Origin of the sequence: Roseibium sp. FZY0029 (assembly GCF_036350355.1) — a bacterium.
Lineage (GTDB): Bacteria > Pseudomonadota > Alphaproteobacteria > Rhizobiales > Stappiaceae > Roseibium.
Genome location: NZ_JAZDVZ010000006.1, coordinates 370,585 through 389,397, shown reverse-complemented (window position 1 = coordinate 389,397; position 18,813 = coordinate 370,585). Strand labels below are relative to the sequence as shown.

Annotated in this window: 16 protein-coding genes; 3 read left to right on the top strand and 13 right to left on the bottom strand. The window is 61.8% G+C overall.

Annotation, left to right across the window (positions count from 1 at the left end):
- The first annotated feature begins 5 nt into the window (after window positions 1-5).
- Entirely contained in the window at window positions 6-1,796 is a 1,791-nt protein-coding gene (locus tag V1T76_RS19525) for an ABC transporter ATP-binding protein (RefSeq protein ID WP_330562313.1), read from the top strand.
- A gap of 12 nt (window positions 1,797-1,808) precedes the next feature.
- Here the strand turns inward: V1T76_RS19525 and maiA are convergent, their stop codons facing one another.
- The 6 genes from maiA to xdhA all read right to left on the bottom strand — a co-directional run bounded on the left by maiA (window position 1,809) and on the right by xdhA (window position 10,551).
- Entirely contained in the window at window positions 1,809-2,453 is a 645-nt protein-coding gene (maiA, locus tag V1T76_RS19520) for a maleylacetoacetate isomerase (RefSeq protein ID WP_330562312.1), read from the bottom strand.
- 318 nt (window positions 2,454-2,771) lie between these two features.
- A complete protein-coding gene (gene guaD / locus V1T76_RS19515) occupies window positions 2,772-4,151 on the bottom strand; it encodes a guanine deaminase (RefSeq protein ID WP_330562311.1) in 1,380 nt (459 codons plus the stop codon).
- Between the two features lie 66 nt (window positions 4,152-4,217).
- Entirely contained in the window at window positions 4,218-5,801 is a 1,584-nt protein-coding gene (locus V1T76_RS19510; protein WP_330562310.1) for a xanthine/uracil/vitamin C permease, read from the bottom strand.
- Window positions 5,802-5,869: 68 nt separating this feature from the next.
- Window positions 5,870-6,724 carry a xanthine dehydrogenase accessory protein XdhC gene (xdhC, locus tag V1T76_RS19505; protein ID WP_330562309.1) on the bottom strand — a complete coding sequence of 285 codons (855 nt, stop codon included), beginning with the start codon at window positions 6,722-6,724 and terminating at the stop codon, window positions 5,870-5,872.
- Window positions 6,725-6,727: 3 nt separating this feature from the next.
- Entirely contained in the window at window positions 6,728-9,070 is a 2,343-nt protein-coding gene (gene xdhB / locus V1T76_RS19500; protein ID WP_330562308.1) for a xanthine dehydrogenase molybdopterin binding subunit, read from the bottom strand.
- Window positions 9,071-9,087: 17 nt separating this feature from the next.
- Window positions 9,088-10,551, bottom strand: a complete 1,464-nt coding sequence (xdhA, locus tag V1T76_RS19495) for a xanthine dehydrogenase small subunit (RefSeq protein WP_330562306.1) — start codon at window positions 10,549-10,551, stop codon at window positions 9,088-9,090.
- A gap of 202 nt (window positions 10,552-10,753) precedes the next feature.
- Here xdhA and V1T76_RS19490 point away from each other — a divergent pair, with 202 nt between their 5' ends.
- The gene (locus tag V1T76_RS19490) at window positions 10,754-11,653 is read left to right on the top strand and encodes a LysR family transcriptional regulator (protein ID WP_330562305.1); all 900 of its coding nucleotides are present in this window, start codon (window positions 10,754-10,756) and stop codon (window positions 11,651-11,653) included.
- 13 nt (window positions 11,654-11,666) lie between these two features.
- On the opposite strand, the gene V1T76_RS19485 is transcribed toward V1T76_RS19490, so the two are convergent.
- The 7 genes from V1T76_RS19485 to pobA form a co-directional block, all read right to left on the bottom strand.
- A complete protein-coding gene (locus tag V1T76_RS19485) occupies window positions 11,667-12,980 on the bottom strand; it encodes a lyase family protein (protein ID WP_330562304.1) in 1,314 nt (437 codons plus the stop codon).
- A gap of 54 nt (window positions 12,981-13,034) precedes the next feature.
- Entirely contained in the window at window positions 13,035-13,871 is an 837-nt protein-coding gene (locus V1T76_RS19480; protein WP_330562303.1) for a 3-keto-5-aminohexanoate cleavage protein, read from the bottom strand.
- Window positions 13,872-14,069: 198 nt separating this feature from the next.
- A complete protein-coding gene (pcaG, locus tag V1T76_RS19475; protein WP_330562302.1) occupies window positions 14,070-14,690 on the bottom strand; it encodes a protocatechuate 3,4-dioxygenase subunit alpha in 621 nt (206 codons plus the stop codon).
- A gap of 2 nt (window positions 14,691-14,692) precedes the next feature.
- Window positions 14,693-15,421, bottom strand: coding sequence for a protocatechuate 3,4-dioxygenase subunit beta (gene pcaH, locus V1T76_RS19470; RefSeq protein WP_330562301.1), 729 nt, complete (start codon window positions 15,419-15,421; stop codon window positions 14,693-14,695).
- A 13-nt stretch (window positions 15,422-15,434) separates the two neighbouring features.
- Complete coding sequence (gene pcaC / locus V1T76_RS19465; RefSeq protein ID WP_330562300.1) at window positions 15,435-15,839, bottom strand: 4-carboxymuconolactone decarboxylase; 405 nt, start codon at window positions 15,837-15,839, stop codon at window positions 15,435-15,437.
- Window positions 15,832-16,623, bottom strand: coding sequence for a 3-oxoadipate enol-lactonase (gene pcaD / locus V1T76_RS19460; protein ID WP_330562298.1), 792 nt, complete (start codon window positions 16,621-16,623; stop codon window positions 15,832-15,834). Before pcaD ends, pcaC begins: the two co-directional genes overlap by 8 nt.
- Window positions 16,623-17,792: a 4-hydroxybenzoate 3-monooxygenase gene (gene pobA, locus V1T76_RS19455; protein ID WP_330562297.1), complete on the bottom strand. Its 1,170-nt coding sequence runs from the start codon at window positions 17,790-17,792 to the stop codon at window positions 16,623-16,625. The genes pcaD and pobA overlap by 1 nt, the downstream gene beginning before the upstream one ends.
- Window positions 17,793-17,884: 92 nt before the next feature.
- Here pobA and pcaQ point away from each other — a divergent pair, with 92 nt between their 5' ends.
- Window positions 17,885-18,805, top strand: coding sequence for a pca operon transcription factor PcaQ (gene pcaQ, locus V1T76_RS19450; protein ID WP_330562296.1), 921 nt, complete (start codon window positions 17,885-17,887; stop codon window positions 18,803-18,805).
- Window positions 18,806-18,813: the final 8 nt, after the last annotated feature.

Sequence of the window (18,813 nt, the reverse complement as noted above, 5' to 3'; positions counted from 1 at the left end):
TCCGGATGTCCAGCCAGCCAGACCACGAAACTGTTGCCGAAGACGTCGTTCTTTCCGTCAGAAACCTGCGCACGGATGTCGCGACACCGTCCGGCCGCAAGACCGTGGTCAAGGGCCTGTCGTTTGACCTGAAGCGCGGCGAAACCCTGTGTATCGCGGGCGAATCCGGCTCGGGAAAGTCGATCACGGCTCTTTCCATCATGGCGCTTCTGCCCGAACCGATGGCCCGGGTTTCCGGCGGCGAGGTTCTGTTTCAGGGCAAGGATCTGACCAAACTTCACGAGGACGCCATGCGCCGCATTCGCGGCGGCGACATCGCCATGATCTTTCAGGAGCCCATGACCTCGCTCAATCCCGTGCTGACGGTTGGCCGCCAGTTGCGCGAGGCGATCCTGGCCCATCAGGATGTCTCGGGCAGTGAAGCCAACAAGCGCGCGCTGGCAATGCTGGAATCTGTGCGTCTGTCGGAACCGGCACGACGGCTGAAACAATACCCGCACGAGCTTTCCGGCGGTATGCGCCAGCGGGTGATGATCGCCATGGCGCTGGCCTGCAATCCGAAGGTGCTGATTGCCGATGAGCCGACGACGGCGCTGGACGTGACGATCCAGGCGCAGATCCTGCAACTGATCCGCGACCTGCAGCGTGATTTCGGCACGGCCGTCATCATGATCACCCACGACATGGGCGTCGTGGCGGAAATGGCCGACCGGGTGATCGTCATGAACCACGGCAATATCGTGGAAACCGGCACGGCTTCCGACGTTTTCGAACGTCCGGCAGACACTTACACGCGGCACCTTCTGGATGCCGTGCCCAAGCTTGGCGCCATGACCGGTGTCGACAGCGCGGCCCGCAAAACGGACCAGCCGGAAGCGCCGGTTCTCGAGGTGGAAGATCTTGTGGTCCGCTTCGATCTGCACGGCGGCTTGCTCAACCGGGTGACGTCCCGCGTGCATGCGGTCGAAGGCGTCTCCTTTCATCTGTCTCCAGGCGAGACCCTGGGTCTGGTCGGTGAAAGCGGCTGCGGCAAGTCCACCATCGGCAAGGCCCTGATGAACCTGGTGCCCTGGGAAGGAGCCATCCGGATTGCCGGACATCACGTCGGTCTCGGCAGCGCGCAAGAACAGCAGCGCCGCAGGCGCGACATGCAGATGATCTTTCAGGATCCCTATGCCTCGCTCGATCCCCGCATGACCGTCGGCGATATCGTCGGAGAACCACTGGTGATTCATGGTCTGACGCGCGGCAAGGAGTTGAAGGAAAAGGTGGTGTCGCTGTTCGAGCGTGTCGGCCTGCCGGCCGACATGATGTCCCGCCATCCGCACGAATTTTCAGGCGGCCAGCGCCAGCGTATCTGTATCGCCCGTGCGCTGGCTCTTTCGCCCAAGGTTATCGTCGCGGATGAAAGCGTATCCGCGCTCGACGTCTCGGTGCAGGCCCGTGTTCTGGATCTTTTCCAGGAACTGCAGGAGGACCTGGGACTCTCTTATCTGTTTATTTCCCACGATATGGCGGTGGTCGAGCAGGTCTCACACCGCATCGCGGTCATGTATCTCGGCCAGATCGTGGAAATGGGCACGCGCCGGCAGGTGTTCGAAAACCCGCAGCACGACTATACCAAGCGGCTGTTGAAGGCGGTGCCGATCCCCGATCCAAAACGCCGGCGCACCGTTTTCGATGTGCCGACGGGCGAAATCCCTTCACCGGTTTTGCCGCTCGGGCAATCGGTTGAGCGGGTGCGCTATCTGGATGTCGGCGACCGGCATCTGGTCGCCGCATCTCGAACCGGGTGAGATCAGCTTGTTTCAGGCGGGCGGTGCGCCGATGGCGTCCGGGTGGGCGTCCTTGAACGCGTGGAGCGCCTCTGCGGCCGCAGCGGCGCGCAGGATTTTCGGAAACCCTGAGACATCCACGCCCCAGCGGTTGGCATTATAAAGCTGAGGCATCAGGCAGCAGTCGGCCATGGTCGGCGTGTCGCCGTGGCAGAACGGGCCGTTGTCATCCAGAAGGTTCTCGAAGGCGGCAAGGCCCTTGCCGATGAAGCGCTGCATCCAGGCTTTCTTGGCATCATCGCCACCGCCGGTCAGTTCAGCCACATGGCCGACAATACCGAGATTGCAGACCGGGTGGATTTCCATGGCAATGGCATAGGAGAGCTGGCGCACCTTGTACTGGCCGTCGACGTCTTCCGGCATCAAGGTGGAACCGGGCGTGGTCGCGTGCAGATATTCGATGATGGCCAGCGACTGCGTCAGCGTCTTGCCGTCGACAATCAGCGCCGGCAGCAGGCCCTGAGGGTTGAGAGCGAGATAGTCGTCTTCCAGATGAGCCCGGGTCAGAAGGTTCACCGGCCTGTATTCGGCTTCGAGCTTCAGCAAATTGAGCGCGATACGCACGCGGTAGCTCGCCGAGGACCGCCAGTAGTCAAATAAAACAATATCTTTTGCCACGAATCCCTCCCAGCAACACGGAGTGCATTGATACACTTATTTGGCCCCGAATTGGCAAGTCCGTGTGAGCCGAACGGCATCAAAAGCCGTTTTTTGCTGAGCCGGCGAAGAGGTCCATGCCGTTATCTTATCTCCACCGGAGGTCACTCCGGACAAGCGCAGCGCCGATCCGGGCCCACTCGCGGTGCGGCTTGCAGAAGCGATGGAGAATTCCCCGAGCCTCAGCCGGGAAATAAAGACGCTCTGGTATTGAGTGGGCCCCGGGTCTCGCATTGCTCGGCCCGGGGTGACACTTGAGTTTGGCGTGGGGGCCGTGGATCAGGACGGCACGTGATGCTTTTCACGGGCAGAAGATGTTTGGCGCTCTTGTGACCGCGCAGGCTGGGGGACCGCCGGAGCCTTTCCCTTCTGCGCCTTGCCGGCGACATAGACCTCGTCGATAGCCCGGTCGTCGCCCAGCATCTGCAGAACGAAAAGCTCCTCCGCCAGCGTCGAGGCGCGCTCCATGCGCAGCGCCATCGGTTCGGTGGCGCGGCTGTCCAGCACCACGATGTCGGCTTCGGTACCTTCGTCCAGGGTGCCGATCCTGTCTTCCAGGCCAAGCGCGACGGCATTGCCGCGGGTAATCCAGTGGAAGGCGCGGAAGGGATGCAGTTTCTGGTCCTGGAGCTGCAGGATCTTGTAGCCCTCGTTCAGTGTCTGCAGCATGGAATAGCTGGTGCCGGCGCCGATGTCGGTGGCAATGGCGTTGACGATGCCCTTCGAGCGCAAACCCGCATCATCGAACAGGCCACTTCCGAGGAAGAGGTTCGATGTCGGGCAGAACACCGGCCGGGCGCCTGTTTCGGCCAGCGCGTCGATCTCGCGCTGTTGCAGGTGGATCGAGTGCCCGAGCAGCATCTTGTCCGACAGGAGACCGTAGCGCTGGTAGACATCAAGGTAGTCGCGCGCCTCCGGGTAAAGCTCCAGCGTATAGGCGATCTCGTTTCGGTTTTCCGACAGATGCGTCTGGATGAAGCAATCGGGGTGTTCCGCGACGAGGGCGCCCGCCATCTCCATCTGGTCAGGGGTCGAAGTGATCGCAAAGCGCGGTGTGATGGCATAGCTCGCCCGTCCTCTCCCGTGCCATTTGGCGATCAGCTTCTTGGTGTCGTCATAGCCGGATTTCGGCGTGTCGCGCAGCCCGTCCGGGGCGTTGCGGTCCATCAGCACTTTGCCGCCGATCATGCGCATGTTGCGCTGCTCGGCTTCCTCGAAATAGGCCTCCGCCGACACCTTGTGGACCGAACAGTAGGCAACGGCCGTCGTGGTGCCATGGTCGGTCAGCAGGTCGAAGAAGCGGCAGGCCATGGCGGCAGCATGGCCATCATCCGCAAAGCGGGTCTCTTCCGGGAAGGTGTATGTGTTCAGCCAGTCCAGAAGTTGCGCGCCCCAGGACGCGACGATCTGCACCTGCGGGAAATGGATATGGGTGTCGATGAAGCCTGCCATCAGCAGGTTCGGCCGGTGATCGATGATTTCCGCATCGCCCGCCCCGGCAACCACATCGCAATAGCTGCCACGCCGCAGGATGAGACCGTTTTCGATCAGAAGTGCGCCATCCTCGATGTAATCGAAAGCGGAAGTTTCGTCCGGGGATTGCGGCTCGGCAGAGAAAGTCAGCAGGCGGCCACGAAGCAAAAGACGGTCGGAAGGCATCGAGAAAGGTCCCGTTTGTCGGAGTTCGGGGCGGAAGATCCGCCCCGAAGTGGTTTTAGGTCTGGTTTATTCGCCCGGACTGACCTGGGCAGTGGCGATCGGTTCGGCTTCCGGCTCCGCCGCGTCTTCACGGTGGAAGATCGGGTAGATGAACAGAAAGGCGGCGGCGATCAGATAGCCGAGGCTGACGGTGGTGAGTTCCGGCCAGTGCAACGTGGCGGAATGGATGATCCCGACCGAGGCCATGGCGAAGGCGGCAAAGGCAAAGCCGCCGGCATTGCGGAACTTGCCGTCGATGACGCTGGCAACGATGGCACCCCAGATCAGACCCGTCAGGATTGCCCCCTGGCTGAGCGCCAGATGACCTTCGTAATGGGCGCCCTGCTGCAGCAGGGCCGCCGTCAGTTTCGGGTCACCGAGGGCCAGCATGCCTGTGGCCCCTGTCGCGCCGAGCGCACCGATCAGCGAGCCCCACTTGATGATGAGGAAGCTGGAGACATGCGGCATCATCGCGATGGTGACGGCGGCCATATGGTCCGTGCGCACCGCATGGGCGGTGTTGGTGATCAGGCTGAGCGCGACGAACACCAGAACGGGGGCAGCGGCAGCCACCGGGATAAGGTTGTTCAGGAAGGCAAGCAGGCCGAAGAAGGCCGCCAGCGGTATGACCACGCCGACACCGATGACATAGCCCGCATGAGCGCCCATGCGCTTGTAGGCCGGGTGACCGATATAGGCTGTGGTGGGGAAGGGTGAACCGAAAAGCGCACCGATCATGGTGCCGACACCGTCGGTGATCTGGCAGGTTGCCACCGGATAGTGGTCGCCGGCTGCTTCCGCGCTCTCCACGTTGTTCATCGTTTCGATGAAATTGTAGATCTGCACCGGCACCAGAACCAGGAACAGCTCCGGATGGTTGAAGAGGTGCTGGATCCCGGCGATCAGGTCACCGACATAGGGAACCGGCGGATAGAAGCCGACACCTTCGAAGCTGATCGACGATTGACCGGTGGCCAGCGCCACTCCGGTGCCGACCATGAGGGCAAGCAGACCGGCCGGAATGTTGAACGGCAGGCGGAACCGGCCGACGAGGCCCCACAGGATGATGATCATCGACGCAAAGCCGATGAACGGGTTTTCGAACACCGTTGCCAGTGGCACCGTGCCGATGAACACCAGCGCGATGCCGCACAAGGTACCGAGCATGCCCGCGCGTGGGGTCACCTTCTTCAGCCAGGGGCCGACAAGCGCCCCGAGGGCTGCGACGATGCCGCCCATGAAGCCTGCGCCGATGCCGACCTGCCAGGCGAGAACCGGATCGTTGGTCGCCCAGTAGATCGGTCCGATGACGCCGAAGAGATAGACGAACATCACAGGCGTCGAAATGCCGTAAGGCAGCGCGGTCACGTCCCGGCCGTGCTGCGCGGCGGCGCGTTTCGCCAGAAGGACATAGGCGGCAACACCGGCCAGGATCGCTATGGCGGCACCCGGTACGATCTTGCCGTAGACAATATCCGCCGGCATCTGGAATACGAACTGGCAGATACCCGCCAGGACCATGAGGTTTACAAGGTTATCGGTGAACAGCGCCCAGAAGGCGCTGAAATCCCCCCTCGAAAACAGAGTGTAGTCGTTCCTCCCAACCCGCATATCGGGTCTCCTTTCAGGGTAAGACAGCAGTCCTGTTCCATCTCCCATTGGACAGGGCAGCCGTTGTTTCACTGCGCGGCTTCCAGCAGCGCAGCCTCCTCCGTGTCGCCGGCGGCTCTTGCGCCCGTTGTCAGGGCGGCCAGAACTTCTGCGGTGACAAAAGCGGCAATCATTTCGGGGCGCTTGTCCCGGCTGGCGGTTGCGCCGATTGGGCAGGTCAGCCGGTCGATGGAAAGGCCATTGCAATGGCTGTTGCACCAGGAGCGCAGCTTGGCGCGTTTGGTAGCGGACCCGATCATGCCGACGTAGGACGCATGACCGATTTCCAGCGCGGCCGACGTCAGCAGGAAGTCGAGGCCGTGGTCATGGGTCAGCACGATGAAGGCGCTGCCTGCGGGCGCGTTATAGATTTCCACTTCCGGAATGGCCCGCAGGCGCATGTCCACCCGCGCCTGGCATTGCGCCAGCTCTTCCTTGCGCATGTCGACCAGAACGCAGTGAACCGGCGCATGCTGCAGCAGGTTGGCAATCGCCCGGCCGACATGTCCCGCGCCCATGACATAGATATGCGGCAGCGCATCGTCCTCGTCCCGCAGGCGGCTGATGACTGCCTGTCGTTCGGCTTTGCGCATGCGTGCAAGTGATATTTCCACCCGTCCGCCGCAGCACTGGCCGATTTCCGGGCCGAGCGGCAAGTCGAGCCTGGAGGAAAGCGTGCCGTCGGCCAGTATGGAACGGGCCTGGGTAATGACGATATGCTCCAGTTGTCCACCGCCGATGGTGCCATAGAGGCTGTTCGGGGCAACGAACATCTCCGTTCCGGCTTCCCGGGGAGACGATCCCCGGACCCGTGTCAGCACGACACGGACAATCGGATGGGCTGAGCCGAAGAAGCTTTCGGCCTGACTGGAGCGCAGTGTCATGACTTACTCCCGGTTTTTCAATCGTTCGATGGCCATCAGCACCCGCTCCGGGGTTGCCGGGGCATCCAGGCGCGGGCATTCGCGGTAATCGGCGACACTGGCAACGGCCATGGAAAGCGCCTCGAAGACGGACACCCCCAGCATGAAGGGCGGTTCGCCCACGGCCTTGGAGCGCTTGATGGTGCGTTCCCTGTTTTCCGACCATTCGGCAAGCTTAACGGTGAACTGGCGTGGCCGGTCGGATGCGAGCGGAATCTTGTAGGTCGAAGGCGCGTGGGTCCTGAGGCGTCCGGCCTGGTCCCACCACAGCTCTTCCGTCGTCAGCCAGCCCATGCCCTGAATGAAGGCACCTTCCACCTGGCCCTTGTCGAGGATCGGGTTCAGCGACTTGCCGACGTCATGCAGGATATCGGTCCGCTCCACCCGGTATTCCCCGGTCAGCGTGTCGACGGAAACCTCCGAGCAGGATGCGCCATAGGCGAAATAGTAGAACGGACGGCCCTTTCCGGCGGCGCGATCCCAGTGGATCTTCGGCGTCTTGTAGAAACCGGCAGCCGACAGATGCACACGGGCCAGATAGGCCTGGCGTACGAGGTCGTTGAAGGACACCAGTTCGGACCCGATCTCGACCATGTTGTTATGGAAGCGGATGGTCTCCGGCCCGGTGTTCCAGCGCTCGCCGGCAAAGGCGACCAGCCGTTCCTTCAGCTGTTCGGCTGCGTTCAGGGCAGCCATGCCGTTGAGGTCGGAGCCCGACGAGGCGGCGGTTGCCGATGTGTTCGGCACCTTCTCGGTCGTCGTTTTGGTGATCTTGATACGCTCGAAATCCACCTGAAAGGCATCTGCCACGACTTGGGCAACCTTGGTGTTCAGGCCCTGGCCCATTTCGGTGCCGCCATGGTTCAGGTGGATCGATCCGTCATTGTAGATGTGGATCAGCGCGCCGGCCTGATTGTACCAGGTGGCTGTAAAAGAAATGCCGAACTTGACCGGTGTCAGCGCAATGCCCCGTTTGATGATGGAGGAACGGGCATTGTGCTGCAGAACCGCCTCGCGGCGGGCCTGGTAGTCGGAGGAGCTTTCAAGGTCTCCGATCAAGCGCGGCAAGATGTTGTCCTTAACCTCCTGATGATAGGGGGTGAGGAGACGGCCGTCGTTGCGGTCGCCGTAGAAATTGGCCTTGCGGATTTCCAGGGGGTCCTTGCCGAGCGCATAGGCGATCTCCTCGATCATGCGTTCGGCGGCGACCACGCCCTGTGGCCCGCCGAAGCCGCGAAAGGCGGTGTTGGAGACTGTGTTGGTTTTCATCGGCCGACTGGTGAGCCGGACATTCGGATAGAAATAGGCATTGTCCGCATGAAACAGCGCGCGGTCTGTCACCGGGCCGGAAAGGTCCGAGGAATAGCCGCAGCGGGCAGCGAAGGTGCCGTCGACAGCCTCGATCCGGCCGCTGTCGTCAAAGGCGACGTCATAGTCGACGACGAAGTCGTGCCGCTTGCCGGTTGCGGTCATGTCCTGGTCGCGGTCCGGGCGGATCTTCACCGGGCGGTTCCACTTCTTTGCGGCGATGGCAGCCACTGAGCAGAAGAGGTTCATCTGACTTTCCTTGCCGCCGAAGCCGCCGCCCATGCGGCGGACGTTGACCGTCACCGCGTTCGACGGCACGCCGAGCACATGGGCAACCATATGCTGCGCCTCGCTTGGATGCTGGGTGGAACAATGGACCACAACGTCGTCGTCCTCGCCCGGAATGGCAAAGGCGATCTGGCCTTCAAGATACATATGGTCCTGGCCGCCGATCGTCATCCGGCCCTTGATCCGGTTTTTCGCCGTGTCGAAGGCTGGTGCAATATCGCCGCGTTCCAGCTTCAGCGGCGCGGTGACATGCGGATAGCCGGCCTCCATCGCGCTGACCGGATCAAGCGCATGCGACAGGACCTCATAGTCGATCTTCGCCAGTTCCGCGGCCCGGCGGGCGGCATCACGGCTCGTCGCAATGACGGCAAACAGCGGCTGGCCGTGGAATTCCGTCCTGCCGACCGGGAACACCGGTTCGTCGTTCTGGCCCGTGGGGCTGATGTCGTTGTGACCTGGAACATCGTCCGCCGTCAGCACACCGATGACACCGGGAGCTGCCAGAACCGCCTCCAGATCCATGGATCTGATCAGCCCGTGGGCAACCGTGGACGTGCCGAGATAGGCGTGCAGCGTTCCCTGCGGCTCGGCGATGTCGTCGCAATATTCGGCCTGGCCGGAGACGTGCTTTTCCGCGCTGTCGTGGCGGCGGTCGGTGTGGACAGCGCCGCTGATCGACGTCTTGGCGTCCGTGATGATGTCGTGTTTCATGTGGTTCGCCTCAAATCTCAAGCCGTCAGCAGGTCGACCGCTTCCGTGGTCGTTTCGTCATGGGTCAGGAAGAAACGCTGCAGCAGGTTGCGCGCGGCAGTTGCCCGGTACTCGGCAGAGGCGCGCCAGTCGGACAGCGGCGTGAAATCGGCTTCCAGGGCCTTGCCGGCAGCCAGGAACGCGGCTTCCCCCCAGGGCTGGCCCCGCAGCGCGGCTTCCGCCTTGGCAGCCCGCTTCGGCGTGCCAGCCATGCCGCCGAACGCCAGACGGCAATCGGTGATACGGCCTTCGGAAACAGTCACATTGAAACCGGCGGCGACCGAGGAAATGTCTTCATCGCGGCGCTTGGAAATCTTGTAGGCAGCATGAAGCTGGCCGGGCCGAGGCCGCGGGATCAGGATGCTCTCGACGAATTCGGACGGCGCCCGGTCCTGTTTGCCGTATTCAATGAAGAACTGCTCCAGCGGCAGGCTGCGCTGGCGGTCGCCCTTGCGCAGGACGATCTGCGCTCCGAGCGCGATGAGAACCGGCGGCGTGTCGCCGATGGGCGATCCATTGGCGATGTTGCCGCCGATGGTGCCCATGTTGCGCACTTGCTGACCGGCGATCCGGTCCCAATAGCTTTTCAGATGCGGGAAAATCGCGCAGATGGTCTCCTGCGCTTCCGAGTAGGTGACGCCCGCGCCGATCTCCAGCGCGGTGTCGCTCAAGGTGACCGATTTCAGCTCTTGAAGGTGGCTGATGAAGACGGCCGGGCCGATGGGGCGCATGAACTTGGTGACCCAGAGACCAACGTCGGTCGAACCCGCGACGATGGTCGCCTGCGGGTACTCCTCCAGAACAGCTGCGAAGTCGGCGACATCCGCGGGCAGGATGGCACGGTTATGTTCCGGGCCGGTAATGACACGGCGGCCGTCGGAAAGCGCTGTCAGCCGCTCGGTGATGGTTGTCCGTTCCGTTTCCAGGAAATCCTGTGCCGGCGAGCCGTAGCGGTTGGCGGCCATGGCGGAAGCGATGATCGGCTGGTAGCCGGTGCAGCGGCAGAGATTGCCCTGGATCGCGCTTTCGACTTCGGTTTCTGTCGGTTCCGGATTGCCCATCCACAGCGCATAGAGCGACATGACGAAACCGGGGGTACAGAAGCCGCACTGGCTGCCGTGGAAATCGACCATCGCCTGCTGGATCGGATGCAGCCCGCCGTTTTCTCCCCTCAGATGCTCGATGGTGACCACATGGCAACCGTCGAGCGACGCCAGAAACCGGATGCAGGCATTGACGGTCTCATATTTCAGAACGCCGCCGGTCAGCCTGCCAACCAGCACCGTGCAGGCGCCGCAGTCGCCTTCCGCACAGCCTTCCTTGGAGCCTGTCAACCGGCGCTCCAGACGCAGGTAGTCGAGCAGGGTCTTGTCGGCAGGTGCATCCGTAACAGTTACGTCGGCGCCGTTCAGCAGAAACCGGATTTCCGTGCGGTGGGTCATCGCGTCCTCGGGCAAAGTCTTCTCTCAACCCAGGACGGTACGCCTCGCGATCTTCACAAAAAATCCGGTGATTCCGGAAATACTTTCAACAAATCATTGAAAATAGTCGTGCGATACTGCGGCTCATGAAATGCGACGAAAGTCGGTTATCAGAACCAGCATCTTGTAATCACGCGAGAATTCTAAATCGAGGGAAGAGGCCATGTCCTATCTGGAATCCCTGCGCGTCTTCACCCGCGTGGTCGAACTGGGCAGCATCACGTCCGGTGGGCGCGACTTGCGCCTGACACCGGCGGTTGCCAGCAAGCGCATCAAGGAGCTGGAAAAGCATCTCGGCGTGCGCCTGTTCAACCGCACCACAAGATCCCTGACACCGACCGAGGTCGGCAAGGTGTTCTACGATTATGCGGTAAAAGCACTGGAATCGATCGAGGATGCAGAGGCTGCCGTCGCCAGCTTCTCCGATACGCCGCGTGGGGTCATAAGGGTCACGGCGCCGCTTGGCGTTGGCCGGCGCATCATCGCACCGCTGGTGCCGCGTTTCGTGGAAAAATTTCCCGCAACGGAAGTGCACATGCGCCTGTCGGACCGCAAGGTCGATATTCTGTCCGACGGTCTGGATGTGGCCTTTTTCATAGGCACTCCGCAGGACTCCAACCTGAAGCTTCGCAAGATCTCCGATTGCCCGAGGGTTCTATGCGCCGCGCCGGACTATCTGGTAAAGCACGGCACACCGCAAACGCCGGACGACCTCCTGAGCGACGAGCACAATTGCCTGCTGCTGCGCTACCCGCGCTCGCCGGAATATTACTGGGTCCTTCAGACACCGGCCGGGCCGCGCAAGCTTCAGGTCTCCGGCAAGATGGATGCCGACCATGGCGACGTTCTCACCGACTGGGCCCTGTCAGGATATGGGATCGTCAACAAACCGAGGTTCGACGTTGCCCAGCATCTGGAAAGCGGCCGTCTGGTGGAGATCCTGAAGGACACGCCGCCGCCACCGACGATCTTCGGCTGCCTCTATCCACACAGGCGCCTTCAGGACCCGAAGATCCGCCATTTCGTGGATTTCGTGATCAGCAACGCGGATGTGGCCGGGTAGGGCGTGGTCCCGTTCAGCCTTTGCGACGGGCCTGAAAGATCCGGGTCGACATGTCTTTTGCCGGTGCAACAACCTGTTGCGGGTCCAGTTCCGTCTGCCAGTCGAGGCTGACAGGGGCGATCCTTGCAAGAGCTTCGGCAAAGGGGGCCGCATCTTTTGCCGCTGCCGCGACAAGATCCTTGGCCTCGGCGCGGGAGACGCCGTTGCGGGCGAGGACGAAACTGGCGGTCTCGGCCATGATTTCCGGGTTCGACTCCAACGTAGAAGCCAGATTGGCCTCATTCGCCTGCAGGCTGGTGGCAAGTTCCTCCGCGTGAACCAGCGCCGCACCTGCGGCCAGCAGCATCTGCGGCAGGAAATGCCATTCCAGCGGCCACGCTGTCCCGTCGCGCTCCTCCAGCGGGCTGGCGGCAGCGGCAAGTCCGGCCTGTGCGGCAATGGCAATGGTGTTGAGCACCTGGATGGTCTCGGCCTGCACCGGGTTGGCCTTTTGCGGCATGGTCGATGACCCGCCGCCGGTGCCGCTGGAAAGCTCCGCAATGTCGGTGCGCCCGGAAAGCGCCAGGTCTCCCGCCATCTTGGCAAGGGCCGAGGTAACCTGTTGCAGCCAGCCGGCAAGCGCCAGAATAGGCGTCCGGTTGACGTGCCACGACGGGCTGTCCTCAAGGCCGAGTTCCCTTGCAAGGGCTGCCGAGACGGCGGTTCCATCCGGGGCGATTGCGCTGTTGACGCCCGATGCGCCGCCGAACTGGACGCGCAGCACGGAGGCCCTGAGCGCGGGCAGCGCATTTTCCGCGTCGATCAGCGGATGGGCCCATTGCGCGGTCCGGTAGCCGAGGGTGATTGGCGTCGACACCTGACTGCGGGTACGTCCCGCCATGAGCTGATCCGCATGGCGCGCGCTCTGCCGTTCAAGCGTGTCGATCAGCTTTTCCAGCCGCGCGCCCAAGATTTCGAGTGCCACTTTCGCCTGCAGAACCATCGCCGTATCGATGACGTCCTGGCTGGTCGCGCCCCAGTGCAGCCACGCCCCGGCGTCGGCGCTGAGCTGCTTGCGCAGTTCTGCCACAAGCGTTGGAACAGGCACACCGGCGGATCTTGTACCGGCCGCAAGGCGGGCAGGCTCGATATGAACGCCGGCGAGCTTCTCCGAAATCTCCCGCGCGGCCTGTGCCGGGATGATCTCCAGCCGACCTTGCACGGTCGCCAGGGCCCGCTCGAAGGCGATCATATGAGCGACATCGCTGCCGTCATCGAGTAGCCGGGTCAGCTCACTGTCTGCAAAGAGGGCGGCGTGGATCTGGCTGGAAAAAAGCGAAAGGGGCATGGCTCGGCTGGGTCTCTGGATGGGCCCTTATTGAGAGCCAAGTGGATAGGCGGGTCAAGCCGCCTTCAGCGGCAGTCCCAGGATCTCGCGCGCCTGCTGCCAGGTGGCGACGGGGCGCTCGTATGTCTCGCAAAGATCCGCCGCCCGTTTCACAAGCGCCGCATTCGACGGGGCAAGGGTGTCCCGGTCGAGGCGGATGTTGTCCTCAAGGCCGGTGCGGGTATGCCCGCCTGAGGAAATGCACCACTCGTTGAGCGTGAGCTGATTCTGGCCGATCCCGGCCGCGCACCATTCCGCGTCCGGTGCCAGCCGTTCAACGGTTTTGATGTAATAGTCGAAAACGTCCCGGTCGACCGGCATGGCGTTCTTCACGCCCATGACGAACTGCACATAGAGCTTGCCGGGGATACGCCCGTCCCGGTTCATGGCGGCCGCCTGATGAATGTGGCTCAGGTCGAACGCCTCGATCTCCGGTTTGACATTATGGGTGCGCATCTCGCTGGCGAGCCAGTCGACCAGATCCGGCGGGTTCTCATAGACCCGGGTCGGGAAATTGTTGGAGCCGACCGAAAGTGACGCCATGTCGGGCTTCAGGGCAATCATGCCGCCGCGTTCCTTCCCGGCACCCGAACGGCCTCCTGTCGAAAACTGGATGATCATGCCCGGGCAATGTTTTTCCAGGCCTTCCTTCAGCCTTGCGAACTTCTCCGGATCGGAGGACGGCGTCGCATCGTCGTTGCGCACATGGGCGTGGACGATGGTCGCGCCAGCATCAAAAGCAGCCTGAGTGCTTTCCACCTGCTCCGAGATGGTGATCGGTACCGCCGGGTTGTTTTCCTTCTTCGGCAGTGAACCGGTGATCGCGACACAAATGATGCAGGGTTTGGACATGTTTCACGCCGTTCCGGTTTCGCCAGCGTCGTCCGTGCAAGGAGCACGGCGACTGTTGCTTTGCTCTCCCTCATCCTGAGGAAGCGCTTCCGCGCTGTCTCGAAGAATGGGCCACATACTCGGAATGTGCCGCCCATCCGTCGAGACGCTTGGCGTGGCCAAGCTCCTCAGGATGAGGAGGAGTTGTTTTGTGCCTTCTCAAATATCGAAGAACACCGTTTCATCCGGGCCTTGCAGCTTGACCTCGAAACGGTAGACCGTCTTGCCGTCACGCTCGGTCTTCCGGGCGATCAGGGTCTGGCGACGCTTTTCCCATTCGATCAGATTGATGACCGGGTCGGCGGCGTTGGCTTCGGCCTCGTCCTCGAAGTAAAGGCGCGTCTGAAGGCCGACGTTGATCCCGCGTGCGACAATCCAGAGGCTGATGTGGGGTGCGGAAACCTTGCCGCCCGGCAGCTTCACCGGGCCGGGTTTTACGGTGTCAAACCCCCATTCGCCAGTCTCGAAATCGGTGATGACCCGGCCCCAGCCGCGAAATCCGTCTTCGACGTCGCCGGCATGTTCGGGATGGGCATAAATGCCCTCGCTGTTGGCCTGCCAGGTTTCCAGCATCACGTCCTTGATCGGCGAGCCCATGCCATCGATGACAACACCTTCAACACGAATGCGTTCGCCCTTGGCGTTGGGTCCGGCAATGTCCCAGCCCAGTTCCTGCCGGTAGATGTCGAAACCGGCGGCACCGGGAGCCAGGCCGATGTGAACGTAAGGTCCGGCCGTCTGGGAAGGCGTTTCCTTCAGATAGTCGAGTTGCTGCGTCATGATCAGTTGCCCTCCGGCCGGTTTTCGAACAGGGTCGAGCGGCGTCCGCGCAGGACGATGTCGAACTTGTAGGCAATCGTGTCGAGCGGAATGGTGGCGTTGAGATCGAGCTTGGCGACAAGCTGCTCAATGGCTGCCGGATCGGGAATGGTGTTCACGATCGGGCATTTGGCGATCAGCGGATCGCCTTCGAAATAGCATTGCGTAATCAGGCGCTGGCAGAAGGCGGTGCCGAAGATCGACATGTGAATATGCGCCGGCCGCCAGTTGTTCACCCAGTTGCGCCAAGGATAGGCGCCCGGTTTCACCGTGCGGAAATAATAATAGCCGTTTTCGTCGGTCAGGGTGCGGCCGCAGCCACCGAAATTCGGGTCGATGGGCGCAAGATAGGTGTCCTTCTTGTGCCGGTAGCGTCCGCCCGCATTGGCCTGCCAGATCTCCACCAGGGTGTTCGGGACCGGCTTGGCGTTTTCGTCCAGCACCCGGCCATGCAGGATGATCCGCTCGCCAATCGCGCTTTCGCCTGCCTTGGCGTAGTTGTAGATCAGATCCTTGTCGAGCGGGTCGATGTCGTTGTGGCCGAACGTCGGCCCGGTGATCTCGCTGACGTTGTTTTCCAGGCTGATCATCGAATACTGCGGCGACCGCGACACGCTGGTCTTGTAATTCGGCGTATGCGCAGGCGGATGCCACTCGCGGTCCCGCTGATAGAAAGGTCCGGGTTTCAACATCGTATCTCCTCCGTTAACCGCCTGTCGCGGTCAGCTTCTCGCCATTGCGTTCCATTTCGGCGTAAGTTTCCTTGGCGATCTTCAGCGCCTGGTTGGCACGCGGCACACCGGCATAGATCGCCACATGCTGAAACGCCTCGAGCACATCCTGCTTGCTGGCGCCGGTGCGGGCGGTGGCCCGGATGTGCATGGCAATTTCCTCAAAATTGCCGAGCGCCGCCAGCAGCGCGAGCGTCAGCATCGACCGCTCCCGCCGGCTGATCCCCTCCGACGCCCACACCGTGCCCCAGGCCCCTTCGGTGATCAGGGTCTGGAACGGCTCATCGAATGGCGTCTTGGCGGCTTCTGCCCGGTTGACATGTTCATCGCCAAGCACCGACCGCCTGACCTTCATGCCGGTTTCAAAACGCTCAGACATGGAGGTCCTCCTTCAGAAAAGTCATGAGATGGCCGGTAAAGACATCCGGCTTTTCGACGCAGGGCAGGTGCCCCGCGCCGGAAATTTCGACATAACGGCTTCCCGTCACCAGAGCTGCCGTGGCGCGCACCATGGCGGACGGGCTGGCAAGATCCTCGCTGCCGCCGATCCCCAGCACGGGCAGGCCAAGCCCTGAGGTGCTGTCCGTCAGATCCGTGCCGGCAATCGCCTGGCAGCAGCCGATGTAACCCTCGACCGGGGTGCGGACCAGCATGTGACGCCAGGCCAGACACTCGGCTGTCTGGCGGAAATCCGCCGAAAACCAGCGATCCAGAATAGCATCGGCAAGGCTTTCGATACCGCCTGCGCGGATCTTTGAAATGCGGTCCTGCCACATGGCGGCTTCGCCCATCTTTGCACCGGTGTTCGAAAGCACCAGGCCCTTGATGCGCTCCGGCTGCCGGTGCGCCAGAAGCTGGCCGATCATGCCGCCGATGGACAGACCCACGAAGATGCAGGAGCTGATCTGAAGGTGATCGAGCAGGTCTTCCGCATCCTTCGCGAGATCTTCCATGGAGTAGGGGCCGCTTGGGCAAGATGACAGGCCGTGGCCGCGCTTGTCGAAACGGATCAGCCGGAGGCCGGTTTCCGGCAAAAGGTCGATGACCTTGTCCCAGAGCCTGAAATCTGTGCCGAGCGAGTTGGCGAAGACTATCGGCGTGCCGTCCGGGTCGCCATCTTCGCGCCAGTGAATGTCGGCAGCAGGCAAACGCGCGATCTTCATCAGTAGGGCAGTCCCACGTAGTTCTGCGCGAACCATTTCTGCGCGGTTTCATTGTGGTGCAGCGACTCGATCTCCGCCCGCTGCATCTTGAGGTCGAAGTCGGACTGGTCGGGGAACCGGTGCAACATGTTGGTGGTCGCCCAGCTGAAGCGCTCCGCTTTCCAGATCCGTGCCAGGGCCTTTTCCGAATAGGTATCGATGCCGTGGCTGTCCTTGTCCTGATAGTAATGCACCAGACCCTCATAGAGGTAATGCACGTCGGAGGCGGCGGTGTTGAGGCCCTTGGCGCCGGTTGGTGGCACGATATGGGCGGCATCGCCGCACAGGAACAGGCGGCCCCAGCGCATCGGCTCGCACACGAAGGACCTGAGCGGTGCGATGGACTTCTCGATGGAAGGCCCGGTCACCAGCTTGTCGGCAATTGCCTCCGGCACGCGGCGTTTCAATTCATCCCAGAACTTCTCGTCGGTCCATTCGAAGATGTCGTCGTTAACATTGCACTGGACATAGTAGCGCGACAGGTTCTCGTTGCGCATCGAGCAAAGCGCGAAGCCGCGCGCCGAATTTGCGTAGATGAGTTCCTCATGCACCGGTGGCGTCTCGGACAGAACGCCCAGCCAGCCGAAGGGAAACACCTTCTCGTAATCCTTGCGCACGGTGTCTGGAATGGTCTTGCGGCTGACACCGTGAAAGCCGTCGCAGCCGGCCACGAAATCGCAGTCGATCCGCCGCGCGCTGCCATCCACGGTAAAGGTGACATAGGGCGCATCCGTGTCAGCATCGCGGATCTCGACCCCCTCGACTTCGAAAATCGTCTGACCGCCAACCGCATCCCGGGCGTCGTAAAGATCACGCGTGACTTCCGTCTGGCCGTAGACAACGACATTCTGGCCGATCAGCTTCTGGAAGTTGATGTCGAAGATCTCGTTTTCGTACGAGATGCAGGTGCCGTCATGGACGAAGCATTCCTTGTCCATCCGCTCGGCCACACCGGCCTCGCGCATCATGTTGACGAGACCCGTTTCCAGAATGCCGGCCCTGATGCGGCCAAGTACATATTCGCGCGTCTTGCGCTCCAGAATGATGGTCTCGATGCCTTTCCGATGAAGAAGCTGCCCGAGCAGCAGGCCGGACGGTCCACCGCCGACAATGACAACCTGAGTTCGCATCCGATCCTCCCTTGTTGAAAGGATATTGAATGATCGAAAATGGGAAGTAAAATGAGATATTCAGCTTCTTTCTTTCCAAAAAGAGAAACTAAATGATCGACCGCCGCATCAAGTTCCGGCATATCCAGTGTTTCGTCGAGATCGCCCGGGAGCGCAGTCTGAAACTGGCCGCCGACAAGTTGAACCTGACGCAGCCGGCGATCTCCAAAACGCTCAAGGAACTGGAAGACATCATCGGTGCAAGCCTGATGACGCGAAACCGGGCTGGTATCGCGCTGACCAAGCAGGGCAAGGTGTTCCTGCATTTCGCGCAGATCTCGCTGGCAAGCCTGCAACAGGGGCTGGACGGGGTCGAGAAGGAGGGCGAACACGCCCGGCCCACCTTGAAGGTCGGCGTTCTGCCCAGTGTCGCGGCCAGCTTCATGCCCCCGGTGATCAAGGAATTTTCCGAACTGACGCCCAATGTGATGGTCCAGATCATGGATGGTCCGCATGGTTATCTGATCGACCGGTTGAAGATGGGCAAGCTCGATCTGGTGATCGGCCGTCTCGGCAGACCGGTTGCCATGGAAGGTGTGTCCTTCACCCAGCTCTATTCCGAACGTGTCGACGTGATTGTCCGGACCGGGCATCCGCTTCTCGAAAACCCCGACATCAAGCGCATCGTCGAATGGCCGGTGCTCTATCCACCGGAAGGCGCGGCGATCCGCCCGCTGGTCGAGCGCTTCATGATTGCCAATGGCGTCGGTGACATCCCCAACAAGATCGAAACCGTGTCAGGTGCTTTCGGCAGGGTCTATACCCGCCGGACCGATGCGGTCTGGATCATTTCGTCCGGCGTCGTCCAGAACGAAACCGCCGACGGCCACCTGGTCCGCCTGCCGTTCGACACCGACATGACAAAGGGCCCCGTCGGCCTGATGACGCGTCCAGACACCCAGCCGGGCGCGGAGGAACAGGTTTTCCGGTTGGCGGTACAGTCAGTGATTGAGGAGCTTGGGTTGAAATCCTGACGGGAAGC

What these genes read in the sequence shown, in the direction of transcription:
- V1T76_RS19525 (WP_330562313.1), top strand. Translation starts at nt 6, where the DNA reads ATGTCCAGCCAGCCAGACCACGAAACTGTTGCCGAAGACGTCGTTCTT.
- guaD (WP_330562311.1), bottom strand. Translation starts at nt 4,151, where the DNA reads ATGCCTTCCGACCGTCTTTTGCTTCGTGGCCGCCTGCTGACTTTCTCT.
- V1T76_RS19510 (WP_330562310.1), bottom strand. Translation starts at nt 5,801, where the DNA reads ATGCGGGTTGGGAGGAACGACTACACTCTGTTTTCGAGGGGGGATTTC.
- xdhC (WP_330562309.1), bottom strand. Translation starts at nt 6,724, where the DNA reads ATGACACTGCGCTCCAGTCAGGCCGAAAGCTTCTTCGGCTCAGCCCAT.
- xdhB (WP_330562308.1), bottom strand. Translation starts at nt 9,070, where the DNA reads ATGAAACACGACATCATCACGGACGCCAAGACGTCGATCAGCGGCGCT.
- xdhA (WP_330562306.1), bottom strand. Translation starts at nt 10,551, where the DNA reads ATGACCCACCGCACGGAAATCCGGTTTCTGCTGAACGGCGCCGACGTA.
- V1T76_RS19490 (WP_330562305.1), top strand. Translation starts at nt 10,754, where the DNA reads ATGTCCTATCTGGAATCCCTGCGCGTCTTCACCCGCGTGGTCGAACTG.
- V1T76_RS19485 (WP_330562304.1), bottom strand. Translation starts at nt 12,980, where the DNA reads ATGCCCCTTTCGCTTTTTTCCAGCCAGATCCACGCCGCCCTCTTTGCA.
- V1T76_RS19480 (WP_330562303.1), bottom strand. Translation starts at nt 13,871, where the DNA reads ATGTCCAAACCCTGCATCATTTGTGTCGCGATCACCGGTTCACTGCCG.
- pcaG (WP_330562302.1), bottom strand. Translation starts at nt 14,690, where the DNA reads ATGACGCAGCAACTCGACTATCTGAAGGAAACGCCTTCCCAGACGGCC.
- pcaH (WP_330562301.1), bottom strand. Translation starts at nt 15,421, where the DNA reads ATGTTGAAACCCGGACCTTTCTATCAGCGGGACCGCGAGTGGCATCCG.
- pcaC (WP_330562300.1), bottom strand. Translation starts at nt 15,839, where the DNA reads ATGTCTGAGCGTTTTGAAACCGGCATGAAGGTCAGGCGGTCGGTGCTT.
- pcaD (WP_330562298.1), bottom strand. Translation starts at nt 16,623, where the DNA reads ATGAAGATCGCGCGTTTGCCTGCTGCCGACATTCACTGGCGCGAAGAT.
- pobA (WP_330562297.1), bottom strand. Translation starts at nt 17,792, where the DNA reads ATGCGAACTCAGGTTGTCATTGTCGGCGGTGGACCGTCCGGCCTGCTG.
- pcaQ (WP_330562296.1), top strand. Translation starts at nt 17,885, where the DNA reads ATGATCGACCGCCGCATCAAGTTCCGGCATATCCAGTGTTTCGTCGAG.